We start from the raw sequence: 14,790 nt of genomic DNA, 5'->3' as shown, positions 1-14,790 counted from the left end.
ACGATGAGCCTCCAACTCGACTTTCCCGCAGTGCTGGAGCGTTGGCCGAGTTTCCTCGCCGGCGCGGTGCTCACGCTGGAGTTGGCTTTCTTCGCGACCGTGCTCGGCGCCCTGCTCGGCACGCTGGCGGCGGTCGGACGCGGCACGCACAACGCGCTGATCGCGGGCGCCTGCAAGGTTTACGTCGAGACCATTCGCAACACGCCGCTGCTGGTGCAGATCTTCCTGGTTTACTTCGGCCTCGCCAGCCTCGGCCTGAAATACTCCGCCTTTACCGTGGCCGTTGCCGCGCTGACCATCAATGTCGGCGCCTATACCGCCGAGATCATGCGCGCCGGCTTCGAGGCGATCCCGCGCGGGCAGATCGAAGCCGCCGAGGGCCTCGCGCTGTCGCGCTTCCAGATCTACTGGCACATCATCCTGCTGCCGGCGGTCGAGAAGGTCTATCCTGCGCTCACGAGCCAGTTCGTGCTCCTGATGCTGGCCTCCTCGGTCTGCTCGCAGATCTCGGCCGAGGAGCTCACCGCGATCGCCAACTACATCCAGTCGGACACCTATCGCGCGTTCGAGACCTACATCATCGTCGCCGTGCTCTACGTCATCCTGTCGCTGGTGATGCGTGCCGGCTTCTGGGGCCTCGGCCTCCTCCTGTTTCCGCGCCGGCGCCGGCTCGGCACGCCGTTGTGAGATGACCATGGGCGGACATCTCAACATCAATCACCTGATGTTCCTCGGCCAGGGCGCGCTGTGGACCATTGGTCTGTCGCTGATCGCGCTGATCGGCGGCGGCATCGTCGGCTTCGTGATCGCACTGGCACGCATCTCGCCGCTGAAATCGGTGCGGCTCGCCAGTGCGATCTATGTCCAGTTGATCCAGGGCACGCCGCTGCTCGTCATCCTGTTCCTCGGCTATTTCGGTCTTGCCGCGATCGGCCTGAAGGTCTCGCCGCTGGTCGCGGCCGGTGCCTCGCTGACGCTCTACGTCGCCGCCTATCTCGGCGAGATCTGGCGCGGGTGCATCCAGTCTGTGCCGAAGCCGCAATGGGAGGCCGCCGAAGGCCTGGCGCTGAGCCGCACCCAGCGCATGGTCAAGGTGATCCTGCCGCAGGCGATCCGCATCGCGACGCCGCCGACTGTCGGCTTCATGGTGCAGATCATCAAGAACACCTCGCTCGCGTCCGTGGTCGGCTTCGTCGAGCTGATGCGCTCAGGCCAGATCGTCAACAACTCGCTGTTCGAACCGTTCGCCATCTACGCCATCATCGCCGTCACCTACTTCGCCATGTGCTATCCCCTGTCGCTGTTCAGCCAGAGGCTGGAACGGCGGATGGGACGTGGCAGGTCCAACCTCGCGCCAGCCTGACATGCAGCAAAACGCCCCCTCCTCCGAACCGATCGTGTCGCTCCACAACGTGCAGAAGAGCTTTGGCGCGCTCCGCGTGCTCGACGGCGTCTCCTTTGCCGTTGCACGTGGCGAGGTGCTCGCCCTGATCGGCCGCTCCGGCTCCGGCAAGAGCACGGCGCTGCGCTGCATCGACCGCTTCGAGAAGGTCGACGGCGGCCAGATCGTGGTCTGCGGGCATCGCGTCGACCGTCCCGACGTGAACTTGCGTGCGCTACGCCAGGACGTCGGCATCGTGTTCCAGAGCTACAATCTGTTTCCGCACCTCACCATCGAGCAGAACATCACGCTCGCGCCCTGCGCGGTGAAGGGCATGGCGACGTCGCAGGCCAAGGATCTCGCACGAAAAGTTCTGGCGCAGGTCGGGCTGGATGAAAAGCTGCACGCCTATCCCGAGCAGCTCTCGGGCGGCCAGCAGCAGCGCGCCGCAATCGCCCGCTCGCTCGCCATGCAGCCGAAGGTGATGCTGTTCGACGAGGTCACCTCCGCGCTCGATCCCGAACTCACCGGCGAAGTGCTGAAGGTGATCGAACAGCTCGCGGCTGACGGCATGACCATGGTGATGGTTACCCACGAAATGGGCTTCGCCAAGGGCATCGCCGACCGGATCGTGTTCATGCATCGAGGCAAGGTCCACGAGACCGGACCTGCCTCGATCCTGACGTCGCCGACCACGCCCGAACTCACGCAATTCGTGGGGACGGGGAACCTAAAATCATAACAGGGAGAGGAGAACCAAGGGATGACCAACAGAATGGTGCTGGGGACTGCCGCCGCGTTGTGCGGCCTCATCATGATGGCGGCAACGCCCGCGTCGGCCGATCTGCTCGACGACATCATGAAGGCGAAGAAGATCCGCATATCGACCGACCTCGCCATCCCGCCCTCGGGCATGATGGATTCCACGATGAAGCCGACGGGCTCCGATGTCGAAGTGGCGCAGATGCTCGCCAAGGATTGGGGCCTCGAGCTGGAATTCATCCAGACCACCGGTGCGACCCGCATCCCGAACGTCCTGACCGGCAAGGCCGACATCATCATCTCGACCCTGTCGGTGACGGCCGAGCGTGCCAAGGTGATCGACTTCACCAAGCGCTATGCGACGCTGCAATCCGACGTCGGCTGCCTGAAATCGTCGACCGTGAAGGACTGGCCGGACCTGAAGGACAAGTCGATCGGCGTCTCGCGCGGCACCACGCAGGACACAACCTTGTCCAACATGAAGGACAAGGACCTCAAAATCGCGCGCTATGACGACGATGCCACCATGGTGACGGCGGCGGTGTCGGGCCAGGTCGACTGCGTCGGCTCGTCCGCGACAATCATCAACCAGATCGGCGTGAAGAATCCCTCGCGCGTGTTCGAGTCCCGGATTCCGCTGGCGACCTTCGACCTCGCGATCGGCCTGAAGAAGGGTGAGCAGCCGCTGATGGACAAGCTCAACGCCTGGATCACCGACAACGTCAAGAACGGCAAGCTCAACGCCATCTACAAGAAATTCCATGGCGTCGATCTGCCGGCGGACATGCGCAGCTGAACGGCGGGGAAAGACATCGTGACAGCCGCGCGCGGCTGTCACGGTCAATGCAAAGATCAAGAAGGACAAAGAATGCGTCTCGTCATCGGATCCGACCACGCCGGCTGGCCGCTCAAACAGACCGTCATCGACCACATCCGCAAGCTCGGCCACGAGGTCATCGACGTCGGCTCCTATGACGACAAGCCGGTGGATTTCCCCGACATCGCCCGCGCCGTGGCGGCGAAGGTGACGTCGGGCGAAGCCGCGCGCGGCATCATGGTGTGCGGCACCGGCGTTGGCGCCTCGATCGCCGCCAACAAGATGAAGGGCATCCGCGCCGCGGTCTGCCACGACGTCCACTCCGCGCATCAGAGCGTCGAGCATGACGACGTCAACGTCATGTGCATCGGCGCGCAGATCGTCGGCGCCTGGCTCGCTGTCGATCTCGTGTCGTCGTACCTGTCCGCCGAATTCTCCACCGACGAGGATTTCCGCCGCCGCGTCGAGAAGCTGCGCGTCATGGACGAGGAAGGCTGAGGGCTCTCCGCCATGATCCTGGTGTTCGGATCGCTAAACATCGATCTGGTCGCGCAGGTCCCGGTGATTCCAGGTCCCGGCCGAACGGTGCTGGCGCCGTCCTACCGGACGCATTTCGGCGGCAAGGGTGCCAATCAGGCCGTTGCCGCCGCGCGGATCGCCGGGCCTGGACGCGTGAGCATGGCTGGCCGCGTCGGCCGGGACGGATTTGGCGACAGCGCGATCGAGAACCTCAGAGCCAACGGCGTCGACGCCGACCGCGTCATCAGAGCCGACGAGCCGACCGGCTGCGCTTTCATCACCGTCGATCAGGCCGGCGAGAACGCAATCACGGTGGCGAGCGGCGCCAACATGACGGCGCGTGCCGGCGATCTTGCGAGCGAGCTGTTCAATTTGGACACCGTGCTAGTGCTTCAGATGGAGGTGCCCTTTGCGCACGCGCTGGAAGCTGCCCGAAGAACCGCCGCGGCCTCCGGCACCGTCATCTGGAACCTTGCACCCGTTCCGGAGCAGATGACGCGTGAGATGGTCACCGAGCTTCTCGCCGTCACCGACTATCTCCTCGTCAACGAGCACGAGGCGCGCGACGCCGCCACCGCCATCGGCCTGGCGTCCGCCGACTACGAAGCCGCAAGCGCCGGACTCGCGAAGTCCGGCAACCTCACCTGCATTGTCACCGCCGGCGCACAAGGCGCGCTCGCCGTGACGGCGGAAGGCACCCGCCTGCGGGCGCCCGCCCAGCGCATCACGCCGGTGGACACGACCGGCGCCGGCGACACCTTCGTCGGCGCCTTTGCGGCGATGATCAGCGAAGGCGTGTCGCTGCAACGCGCGCTCGAAGTGAGTTGCGAAGCGGCGGCTTTGAAATGCCTCAAGGCCGGCGCCCAGACCGGCATGCCCATGCGCAGCGCGATGGGCTCCCTCGCGTAGGACTGATCGCCCGCATCGCTGCCCGCGGCTAAACTCTCCCGATTCCTGGAGGCTGTTTTGGCCTTTCTCTTCGTCCTCGCCGTCGGCCTCGTCGCCGGCACCATCTCCGGCATCGTCGGCACCGGCTCGTCGATCATGCTGATGCCGGTGCTGGTCTATGCCTATGGGCCGAAGGAGGCCGTGCCGATCATGGCGGTGGCCTCCGTCATGGCGAATTTTTCGCGGATCCTGGCCTGGTGGCGCGAGGTCGATTGGCGGGCCTGCGCGGCCTATTCGGTCACGGGCATCCCGGCGGCGGCGCTCGGCGCGCGGACGCTGCTGGCACTGCCCTCGCATGCCGTCGATCTCACCATCGGCCTCTTCCTGATCGCGATGGTGCCGGTGCGGCACTTTCTGGCGCGGCACGAGCTCAAGGCCAATCTCTGGCATCTCGCCATCGGGGGCGCGCTGATCGGCTATCTCACTGGCATCGTGGTCTCGACCGGGCCGCTCAGCGTGCCGTTGTTCCTGTTCTATGGCCTGTCCAAGGGCGCGTTCCTCGCCACCGAAGCGGCCTCCTCGCTCGGGCTCTATTTCGCGAAGTCGGTGACTTTCGAGCGTTTCGGCGCCCTGACCGGGGAGGTCTTCATCAAGGGTCTGATCGCGGGCGCCTCACTGATGTCGGGCGCCTTCATCGCCAAACGCTTCGTGCTGCATCTGAGGCCGGAAACCTTCCGCCTGCTGATGGACGCGATCATGATCGCGGCGGGGCTCTCGATGCTCTGGACCGCAACGCAGCCGTGACCCAGCCGCTACTCAGACGGCGAATTCGGGGGTGATCGATGGGCCGTCAGAGACGACGCGGCTCGCCACGGCCGGCTGCCCGTCGAGCCATTGCAGCACGGCCTCGAGTGGCTGCGGCCGCTGATAGAGGAACCCCTGCCCGAGCCGCACGCCGATCTCGCGCATGGCCTCCGCCTGCTCGGCGCGCTCGATGCCTTCGGCGACCAATGTCAGTCCCAGCGTGGCGGCGAGCGAGGCGATGACGCCGACAATGGCCTTGTCCTCGGCGCTGTCGGGGATCTCGCTGATGAACGCCTTGTCGATCTTCACCTTGTCGAGCGGAAACCGGCGCAGATGGGCGAGCGAAGAGTAGCCCGTGCCGAAATCGTCGAGCGCGATCGTGGCTCCCAGGCGCCGCAGGCGATGCAGCGTTTCGGAGGCGCTGGCGATGTTGTTGATCAGCGACCCTTCCGTGATCTCGAGCTCGAGCATCGATGCCGCGACACCGAAGCGCGCACAGGTCGCGCGCAGCTCGGCGGCGAGCGAGTGGTCGGCAAGCTCGGACGGCGGCAGATTGATCGCGATCCGCAGCTGCGGCCTGCCCGCAGCGGCCAATTGCTGCAAGGCCCGGCAGGCATCGGTCAGCACGTAGCGGGTCAGCCGCGCATTGTTCCCGCTGCGCTCGATCAGCGGCAGGAATTCGCCGGGGCCGATCACGCCGTGCTCGGGATGGCGCCAGCGGATCAGCGCTTCCAGACCGACGACCTCATGGCTGTCGAGATCGACCTGGCTCTGGTACCAGACCTCGAACTGGCCCTCGGCGAAGCCGGTGGGAATGGCGAGCTCGAGATCCCTGCGGCGGCGATAGTCGCGCTGAAGCGCTTCGTCCAGCACGGCGACCGTGCCGGGCGCCTTGCTCTTGGCGTGATAGAGCGCGATGTCGGCGAGCGTCGGCAGATGCGACAGTTCCGGATCGTCGGCGTGGCGCACGGCAAGACCGATGCTGGCGCGCGGCACCACCTGCTTGTCATGGAGGCGGATCGGCTCGGAAATGGCATCGAGCACGCGTTGAGCGAATGCGTGCGCGGCCTGCTCGTCGCTCACCTCGGGGCGAATGACGACGAACTCGTCGCCGCCGAGCCGGGCGACCCAGTCCTCGGCTTCGACCGCGCGACGAAGGCGCTGCGAAATCTGGACCAGGAACGCATCGCCGGCCTCGTGACCGAAGGTGTCGTTGATGCCCTTGAAGTCGTCGAGATCGATGAAGCAGAACGCGACCAGCGTATCCGGCGCGCCTCCATTCTGGCTCGTCACGGCGAGGCGCTCGGTCAGGGAGCGCCGGTTCGGCAGCCCGGTGAGCGGATCGTGCGTCGCCATGTGCCCGAGCCGGTCCAGCGCGCCCGACGTCGTGTGCTGCATGGCGTTGAAAGCGCGCGCGAGCTGCCCGAATTCGTTCGAGGACGTGACATCGGCCGGATAGGCCCGGCCGTCCTGCTTGCTGCGCTGGATCGCCGACATCATGGCCGCGAGCGGCCGGCCGATGAAGATGTTGGCGGAGATGCGCATGGCGATCAGGGTCGCGAACGTTGCGAGCAGCCCGACGACGAGCAGCAGCATCAGGCGGCTGCCCGCATCCGCGTACAGCGTCGCACGCGAATACGCGATGGCGATGCGGCCGGCCTGAACGGCCATATTGCCGTTGCTGTAGTGGATCGGGTGCGAGACTTCGGCGACCGACTGGCCTTGGGGGCGCGCGACCACGCGGGCGATCGCAGCGCCGGTATCGTCATAGACGGCCGCCGCCGCAATGGTCTCGTCGTGCATGATCTCGTTGAGCACGCCCGTGACCTGGTCGTAGCGCATCTTCCAGAGCGGCTCGGCGATCAGCTCGGCCCGGCTCTCGGCGACGCGGGCCATGCGGGCGTCGAGTTGCCTGAGCTGCGACCAGAAGCTCGATGCCTCGACGCCGGCGGAGGCGAGCAATTGCACCAGCAGCAGAACGGGCACGGTGGCCCAGATCATCGCGTGGACGACCGAGCGCAAGCGCGGCGGCGCTGCCTGCTCGTTGCGATCCGGCTCGGTCATCGCCTCATCCTTGCGCATCAGTCGGCAACGCCTTCGGCGACCGGCAGCGACGAAATGAGCGCATCGAGGGAAAAGTCATATTGGCCGCAGCGCCCGGCCCTCGCCCGGAACCGCGCGAAGTCGATCCGGTCGAACGCACGGGTCTTGATGAGGTCGCCGACCGAAGCGAGATTGTCGCGCGTGATCGCCGACGTCTTGACCTCGACGCGGGGCGAGACGGCTGCAAAATCGCAGCCATCGGCATAATCGCGCAGGAGAATGACGGACCAGCCGCCGAGCAGGAAATGCCCGCCATCGGTCAGGAGCATGCGGCCCGCCTTGATCTCGCGCAGCGCATCCTCCGACCAGTTGAGGCCGACCACCTGGATGTTCTCGCCGGGCACGAGGCCGGCGGCGATCGTCGCGCGCAGCGCGCCGAGCGCCATCGGATCGTTTCCGGCCCAGATCCCGGCGGGCCGGATCTGCTTGCGCGCGGCCCAGCTCAGGTAGTTTGCCGTGACCCGCTCGGCCTCGGACTTCGTCCAGTTGGCGAACAGCATGCGGTCCACCACGACGTCGGACGCAGCATCCACCGCGAGCGTGAGGCCGGCGTTGCGGGCGATTGAGGCAGGCGTGGTCTCGTCGCCACCGATGCCGAGAATGTGGATCTTGCCGTCCGCGCTCTGCCATTTCTCGGCACGCGCCGCGGTGATCAGCGCATTGGCCATCCGCGCGCCCGCGGTCTGAAGATCGGTCGTGATGTCGCCGAGCCAGGTCTTGAGCTTCTGCCTCGGCGGTCCAAGGCGCACCGCGTCCTCGCCGATCAGCGTGTTCGAAAGCAGCAGCGTCTTGACGCCCGCGGCTTCGGCCGCCTCGAGGATGGGAACGGCGGCGGACTCCTCGTTCGACAGGATGAGGAAATCGGGCTTGTCGGGACGGGCCACCACGCCGAAGCCGAGCTCCTGCATGGTGCGGTGGTTCCGCTCGCTGGTCAGCACCTCGACATGCGCGTCGAGCTTGCGGCCGGCGGCCTGCATGGTCTGCGCGACCATGTCCCAATAGACCTCGCCGGACTTGCCGGGATTGACGAAGACGATGTTGAGCGGCTTGGCGATGCTACCGCCAACGGACCCGAAGACGCCGCAGGCCATGCCCGCCGCGAGCAATATTTGCAGGAATCTCGTCAATTTCGCCGCCCCCATTGGTTCCGAGATTGGACCCACGTCCGCTAAGAATTGGCAAAATCGCACCGGGCACAGCGGCGCAGGGCTAACGAAAGGTATATCTCCTCTGCCGAATTGAGATATTCGAAGCGCCGGCGATCGGCCTGCCAATCCGTGCTATCAGCACATCTGAAACCCGCGACTCGCGCTCCCCATGGCCAAATCCACACTGTCCTTCGTCTGCCAGAACTGCGGCGCGGCCTATAACCGCTGGCAGGGCAAGTGCGAGTCCTGCGGCGAGTGGAATACGCTGGCGGAAGAAGACACCAGCGGCAGCGTGCCGGTGTCGATCCGCTCCAAGCGCAAGGGAAGAACCTTCGCGCTGGAGAGTCTCGCCGGAAAGAGCCCGGATGCGCCGCGCCTGTCCTCGGGGATGACCGAGCTCGACCGCGTTACCGGCGGCGGCTTCGTGCGCGGCTCGGTGCTGCTGGTCGGCGGCGATCCCGGAATCGGCAAGTCGACGCTGCTGACGCAGGCGACCAGCCTGCTCGCGCGCGCCGGCCACCGCGTCGTCTACATCTCCGGCGAAGAGGCGGTCGCCCAGGTGCGCCTGCGCGCCGAGCGCCTCGGGCTGTCGGACGCGCCGGTGCAGCTCGCGGCCGAGACCTCGGTCGAGGACATCGTCTCGACGCTGTCGGAGGGCGCGGTGCCCCGGCTGATCGTGATCGACTCGATCCAGACCATGTGGACCGACACGGTGGAATCCGCACCCGGCACGGTGACGCAGGTGCGCGCCTCGGCGCAGGCGCTGATCCGCTTCGCCAAAAAGACCGGGGCCGCCATCATCCTGGTCGGCCACGTCACCAAGGACGGCCAGATCGCCGGCCCCCGCGTGGTCGAGCACATGGTCGATGCGGTGATGTCGTTCGAGGGCGAAGGCTCACAGCAATTCCGCATCCTGCGCGCGGTGAAGAACCGCTTCGGACCGACCGACGAGATCGGCGTGTTCGAGATGACGGGCCTCGGCCTGCGCGAGGTCACCAACCCCTCCGAGCTGTTCCTGTCCGAGCGCGATCTCGGCACGCCCGGCACCGCGGTCTTTGCCGGCATCGAGGGCACGAGGCCCGTGCTGGTCGAATTGCAGGCACTGGTGGCCCCGACCTCGCTCGGCACCCCGCGCCGGGCCGTGGTCGGCTGGGATCCGAGCCGGCTCTCAATGGTGCTGGCGGTGCTGGAGGCCCATTGCGGGGTCAAGCTGTCCGGCCACGACGTCTATCTGAACGTTGCCGGCGGCCTTCGCATCCACGAGCCCGCGGCCGACCTCGCCGCCGCCGCGGCCCTGGTGTCGTCGCTGGTTAATGCGCAGTTACCCACCGATGCCGTCTATTTCGGCGAAATCTCGCTGTCGGGCGTGGTGCGCCCGGTGGCGCAGACCCCGGCCCGGCTCAAGGAAGCGGCAAAGCTCGGCTTCCAGCGCGCCGTGCTGCCCGAATCGGCACGGGGCGATGCGGGCGGCGATGCCGGACTGTCCCTGAACGCGGTGAACAGCCTGACGACATTGGTGGCCGAGATCGCAGCGCGGGGCTCCCGCCGGGGCGAATCCGGTGCACAGCCAGAGAAAAATGCCACACCGGCCAGATTCCGCCGCGGAGAGGGTTAGGTGGAGGTGACGCCGGAGGCCTCCGCCGCTATACAGCCGTCACAAAAGCAGCATGGGATTGCGTGGTTGCGGCCTTGCCGGGAACGCCGTCTGCCCTTCTTTTAGGGCAGCGGCCAAGCACCGATTCGCTAGAGCACCTTTGAAGTACGAGCGGACCAGACCAGCCGATGCCAGTAACCATCCTCGACCTGATCCTGCTCGGTGTGATGCTGATCTCGGGCCTGCTCGCGATGGTTCGCGGCTTCATGCGCGAAATCCTGTCGATCGCGGCCTGGGGTGCCGCGGCGATCGTGACGCTGTATTCGTTCTCGAAGCTGCTGCCGACCGCCAAGACCTATTTCAACAACGACACGGTCGCGAGCGTCGTCGTGGTGGCCGGCGTGTTCATCGGCACCCTGGTCGTGGTCTCCGTCATCACGGTCCGGATCTCCGACATGATCCTGGATTCGCGGATCGGCGCGCTGGATCGGACCCTCGGCTTCCTGTTTGGGCTGGCTCGCGGGCTTTTGATCGTCGTGGTCGCGTTCCTGTTTTTCACCTGGCTGGTGCCGGACAAGCAGCGCCCCGACTGGGTCAGCGGGGCCAAGTCCCGCGTGGTGCTGCAGGGAACCGGGGATTGGCTGATGGCCCTCTTGCCTGACGACCCCGAGAACACCATCTTGAAGAGATTCAAGAAAAACAAACCAGATGATGATCAAGCTGAATCCGAGCAGCAGCCTTCGGGCAGTGGCGACGGGTACAGTAAGTCGGCTCGTGACGGCATGAAAAAGCTGATCGAGAAACCTGCGGCGCGTTGATAGGGCCCCAAAAGAGAGGCGAGAACGAGATGCGACACCCTGACCAGGACGCCCTGCTTGATCTCGATCCAAACGCCGGTCCAGGCCCGGCGGCGCTTGAGCTTCAGGACGATCTGGAAGGCGATACGCTGCGCGAGGAATGCGGCGTCTTCGGCATCTACGGCCACCCTGATGCGGCCGCCATCACCGCGCTCGGCCTTCACGCGCTCCAGCACCGCGGCCAGGAGGCCGCCGGCATCGTCTCCTACGACGGCAGCCGCTTCCACTCCGAACGCCGCCTCGGCCTCGTCGGCGACACCTTCTCCCGCCGCGAGGTGATCGACCGCCTGCCCGGCAATGTCGCGGTCGGCCATGTCCGCTACGCCACGACCGGCGCGACCATCCTGCGCAACGTGCAGCCGCTGTTCGCCGAGCTCAATGCCGGCGGTCTCGCGGTCGCTCACAACGGCAACCTCTCCAACGGCCTGACGTTGCGCCGCGAGCTCGTCAAGAACGGCGCGATGATGCAATCGACCTCCGACACCGAGGTGATCCTGCACCTGGTGGCGCGCTCCAAGCGCGTCCGCTTCATCGAGCGCTACATCGACGCGCTGCGCGAGATCGAGGGCGCCTATGCGCTGGTCTCGCTGACCAACAAGAAGCTGGTCGGCGCCCGCGATCCGCGCGGCATCCGCCCGCTGGTGCTCGGCGAGCTCGACGGCTGCCCGATCCTGACTTCCGAGACCTGTGCGCTCGACATCATCGGCGCCCGCTTCGTGCGCGACATCGAGCCCGGCGAAGTCATCGTGTTCGACGAGAACGGCCAGGACATCCACAAGCCGTTCCCGCCGATGGCGCCGCGCCCCTGCATCTTCGAATACATCTACTTCTCGCGGCCGGATTCCATCGTGCACGGCCGCTCGGTCTACGAGGTGCGCAAGAATTTCGGCGCGCAGCTCGCGCGCGAGAGCCACGTTCCGGTCGACGTCGTGGTGCCGGTGCCGGATTCCGGCGTGCCGGCCGCGGTCGGCTACAGCCAGTATTCCGGCGTGCCGTTCGAACTCGGCATCATCCGTAACCATTATGTCGGCCGCACCTTCATCCAGCCGACGCAGGCGATCCGCGAATCCGGCGTGCGCATGAAGCATTCGGCCAACCGCGCCGCGATCGAAGGCAAGCGCATCATCCTGATCGACGACTCGCTGGTGCGCGGCACCACCTCCAAGAAGATCGTGCGCATGATGCGCGATGCCGGTGCCAAGGAAGTGCACTTCCGCCTCGCTTCGCCCCCGATCCTCTATCCCGATTATTACGGCATCGACCTGCCCGACCGCGGCGGCCTGCTGGCGGCGACGCATTCGCTGGAGGAGATGCGCGAGCTCATCGGCGCCGACTCGCTCGCCTTCCTGTCGATCGACGGCATGTACCGCGCCATGGGCGAGCCAGGCCGCGACCCCGCCAATCCGAAGTTTGCCGATCACTGCTTCACCGGCGTCTATCCGACCCACCTCACCGACCAGACCCAGACCGAGCCGCAGCCGCGGCAATTGTCGCTGCTGGCCGAGGCGAGCTGACCAAGGATCGTCCCCGGGGGCTCATCGGAGACTTCTTTTCGTCATGGCCGGGCTTGTCCCGGCCATCTTCGTCTGTAATACCCGCCGCAAAGAACGTGGATGCCCGGGACGAGCCCGGGCATGACGGAAGTATTCGACGATGACCAAACCTCTCGCCAACCGTATCGCTCTCGTCACCGGCGCCTCGCGCGGCATCGGTTTCGCCACGGCAATCGCACTGGCGAAAGCCGGCGCGCATATTGTGGCCACCGCACGCACGCAAGGAGGGCTGGAAGAGCTCGACGACGAGATCCGCAAAGACGGCGGCAGCGCCACCCTGGTGCCGCTCAACCTCACCGATTCCGACGGCATCGCGCGTCTCGGCGCCGGCCTGCACGAGCGCTACGGCAAGCTCGACATCCTCGTCGGCAATGCCGGCGTGCTCGGCCCCTCCTCGCCGATCGGCCATATCGAGCTGAAGACCTTCAACGACGTGATGGCGGTGAACGTCTCCGCGAACTTCCAGCTGATCCGCTGCATGGAACCGCTGCTGAAGCAGTCCGATGCCGGCCGCGCCGTGTTCATCACCTCGGGTGCCGCCAACAAGGCCACCGCTTACGTCAGCCCCTACGCGGCCTCCAAGGCCGCACTGGAGACGCTGGCACGTGCCTGGGCGCAGGAAACCGCAAACACGAAGCTGCGCGTCAACCTGTTCAATCCGGGCCCGGTGCGCACCCGCATGCGGGCCACCCTGATGCCCGGCGAGGATCCGGCGACGCTCGACACGCCCGAGCAGGTCGCAGAATTCATCGTGCCGCTGTGCGCGCCCGACTGGACCGAGACCGGCAAATTCTACGATTACAAGACCCGCACCCTGATGAGCTTCCGCGCGCCGGCCTGATTGCCCTCCGACGCCTTGGACGTCATGCCGGCGGTAATGTCCGTACCGCCGAGTTCGATACCGGAAAGCACATTTAGAATTTCAAGCCGACATCGAACGCGCTGAAATAGCGTCTCAACGCATTTTGCCCAAAAGTTAACCGATGGATGACGCTACGACGCAGCGTCATCCGGCTTTAGGTGCATTGCCGTCGGCCATGGGACACGGTAGAGCGTCAATTGGAATAAGGCTCCCGAAGAGAGCCGTCCGCATATTTGACAATGGAGGAAGCCTTTATGACGATGCCCGCACGCCGCGCCGCGGCTCTTCTGGCCTGTGCCGCTTTCGGCTTTGCCACATCCGCCTTCGCGCAAGACAAGACCATCAAGATCGGCGTGCTCAACGACATGTCGAGCCTCTATGCCGACATCGGCGGCCCGAACTCGGTGGCGGCAGTGAAGATGGCGGTCGAGGATTCCGGCCTGAAGGCCAAGGGCTGGACCATCGAGGTGCTCTCCGGCGATCACCAGAACAAGCCCGACATCGGCGTCAACATCGCCCGGCAATGGATCGACGCCGACAAGGTCGACGCCATCGCCGACACGCCGAGCTCCGGCGTCGCGCTCGCGGTGAGCAACCTCGTCAAGGAAAAGAATGCGGTGCTGCTCAATTCGGGTGCGGCCACCGCCGACCTCACCGGCAAGGCCTGCACGCCCAACACCGTGTCCTTCACCTACGACACCTACATGCTCGCCAACGGCACCGGCAAGGCGCTGACCAAGGCGGGCGGCGACAGCTGGTTCTTCCTCACCGCGGATTATGCCTTCGGCCATGCGCTGGAGCGTGATACCGGCGCGGTCGTCACGGCGACCGGCGGCAAGGTGCTCGGCGGCGTCAAGCATCCGCTGAACACGGCCGACTTCTCCTCCTTCCTGCTGCAAGCGCAGTCCTCCAAGGCCAAGATCATCGGCCTTGCCAATGCGGGCGGCGACACCACCAACGCGATCAAGCAGGCCGCCGAGTTCGGCATCGTCCAGGGCGGCCAGAAGCTCGCCGCGCTGCTGCTGTTCATCAACGACGTGCACTCGCTCGGCCTGAAGACCGCGCAGGGCCTGACCTTCACCGAGTCGTTCTACTGGGACCTCAACGACCAGACCCGCGAATGGTCGAAGCGTTTCCAGAAGGTCTCGCCCAAGGGCTCGATGCCCTCGATGACGGTTGCGGGCCTCTACGCCGAGATCCTGCATTACCTGAAGGCGATGGAAGCGCTCGGCAGCAATCCGCGTGACGGCGCCAAGGTCGTCGCCAAGATGAAGGAGCTACCGACCGACGATCCGCTGTTCGGCAAGGGCCCGCTGCGCCAGGACGGACGCCGCCTCATCCCCGCCTATCTGTTCGAGGTGAAGAAGCCCGAGGAGTCGAAGGGGCCGTGGGACTATTACAAGCTGGTCGCCACCATCGCGCCGGAAGATGCGGCCAAGCCGCTCAAGGACAGCGACTGCCCGCTGGTGAAGAAGTAGGATCGTAGGGTGGGTTAGCATGCG

Annotated in this window: 14 protein-coding genes; 12 read left to right on the top strand and 2 right to left on the bottom strand. The window is 65.8% G+C overall.

Annotated features, from left to right (window positions below):
* The first annotated feature begins 3 nt into the window (after positions 1-3).
* The 7 genes from I6F09_RS01935 to I6F09_RS01905 all read left to right on the top strand — a co-directional run bounded on the left by I6F09_RS01935 (position 4) and on the right by I6F09_RS01905 (position 5,171).
* Positions 4-687 carry an amino acid ABC transporter permease gene (locus I6F09_RS01935; protein WP_225187349.1) on the top strand — a complete coding sequence of 228 codons (684 nt, stop codon included), beginning with the start codon at positions 4-6 and terminating at the stop codon, positions 685-687.
* A 7-nt stretch (positions 688-694) separates the two neighbouring features.
* Complete coding sequence (locus I6F09_RS01930) at positions 695-1,363, top strand: amino acid ABC transporter permease (RefSeq protein WP_036034095.1); 669 nt, start codon at positions 695-697, stop codon at positions 1,361-1,363.
* A gap of 1 nt (position 1,364) precedes the next feature.
* A complete protein-coding gene (locus I6F09_RS01925; RefSeq protein WP_036000768.1) occupies positions 1,365-2,123 on the top strand; it encodes an amino acid ABC transporter ATP-binding protein in 759 nt (252 codons plus the stop codon).
* A 21-nt stretch (positions 2,124-2,144) separates the two neighbouring features.
* Complete coding sequence (locus tag I6F09_RS01920) at positions 2,145-2,939, top strand: transporter substrate-binding domain-containing protein (protein ID WP_036000770.1); 795 nt, start codon at positions 2,145-2,147, stop codon at positions 2,937-2,939.
* Positions 2,940-3,011: 72 nt separating this feature from the next.
* Positions 3,012-3,458 carry a ribose 5-phosphate isomerase B gene (gene rpiB / locus I6F09_RS01915; RefSeq protein WP_036022692.1) on the top strand — a complete coding sequence of 149 codons (447 nt, stop codon included), beginning with the start codon at positions 3,012-3,014 and terminating at the stop codon, positions 3,456-3,458.
* 12 nt (positions 3,459-3,470) lie between these two features.
* A complete protein-coding gene (locus I6F09_RS01910) occupies positions 3,471-4,388 on the top strand; it encodes a ribokinase (RefSeq protein WP_225112251.1) in 918 nt (305 codons plus the stop codon).
* A 57-nt stretch (positions 4,389-4,445) separates the two neighbouring features.
* Positions 4,446-5,171, top strand: a complete 726-nt coding sequence (locus tag I6F09_RS01905; RefSeq protein WP_109144015.1) for a sulfite exporter TauE/SafE family protein — start codon at positions 4,446-4,448, stop codon at positions 5,169-5,171.
* Positions 5,172-5,183: 12 nt separating this feature from the next.
* Here I6F09_RS01905 and I6F09_RS01900 read toward each other — a convergent pair whose 3' ends face one another.
* Complete coding sequence (locus I6F09_RS01900) at positions 5,184-7,253, bottom strand: EAL domain-containing protein (protein ID WP_225187348.1); 2,070 nt, start codon at positions 7,251-7,253, stop codon at positions 5,184-5,186.
* The gene (locus tag I6F09_RS01895) at positions 7,253-8,365 is read right to left on the bottom strand and encodes an ABC transporter substrate-binding protein (protein ID WP_225187471.1); all 1,113 of its coding nucleotides are present in this window, start codon (positions 8,363-8,365) and stop codon (positions 7,253-7,255) included. Before I6F09_RS01895 ends, I6F09_RS01900 begins: the two co-directional genes overlap by 1 nt.
* Before the next feature lie 226 nt (positions 8,366-8,591).
* Between I6F09_RS01895 and radA the strand changes: the two genes are divergently transcribed.
* The 5 genes from radA to I6F09_RS01870 all read left to right on the top strand — a co-directional run bounded on the left by radA (position 8,592) and on the right by I6F09_RS01870 (position 14,766).
* On the top strand, positions 8,592-10,037 hold the full coding sequence (gene radA / locus I6F09_RS01890; protein ID WP_036022683.1) for a DNA repair protein RadA: 1,446 nt from the start codon (positions 8,592-8,594) through the stop codon (positions 10,035-10,037).
* Positions 10,038-10,204: 167 nt separating this feature from the next.
* Positions 10,205-10,834, top strand: coding sequence for a CvpA family protein (locus I6F09_RS01885; RefSeq protein WP_036000794.1), 630 nt, complete (start codon positions 10,205-10,207; stop codon positions 10,832-10,834).
* Between the two features lie 29 nt (positions 10,835-10,863).
* Positions 10,864-12,387 carry an amidophosphoribosyltransferase gene (gene purF / locus I6F09_RS01880; protein WP_225112248.1) on the top strand — a complete coding sequence of 508 codons (1,524 nt, stop codon included), beginning with the start codon at positions 10,864-10,866 and terminating at the stop codon, positions 12,385-12,387.
* A 139-nt stretch (positions 12,388-12,526) separates the two neighbouring features.
* Positions 12,527-13,267: an SDR family NAD(P)-dependent oxidoreductase gene (locus I6F09_RS01875; RefSeq protein WP_225173422.1), complete on the top strand. Its 741-nt coding sequence runs from the start codon at positions 12,527-12,529 to the stop codon at positions 13,265-13,267.
* A 281-nt stretch (positions 13,268-13,548) separates the two neighbouring features.
* Positions 13,549-14,766, top strand: a complete 1,218-nt coding sequence (locus tag I6F09_RS01870; protein ID WP_050991666.1) for an ABC transporter substrate-binding protein — start codon at positions 13,549-13,551, stop codon at positions 14,764-14,766.
* Positions 14,767-14,790 lie beyond the last annotated feature (24 nt).

The organism is Bradyrhizobium sp. IC3195, assembly GCF_020193585.1.
Lineage (GTDB): Bacteria > Pseudomonadota > Alphaproteobacteria > Rhizobiales > Xanthobacteraceae > Bradyrhizobium > Bradyrhizobium yuanmingense.
The sequence above is the reverse complement of the archived record's forward strand: the minus strand, read 5'-3'. Positions and strand labels throughout refer to the sequence as shown.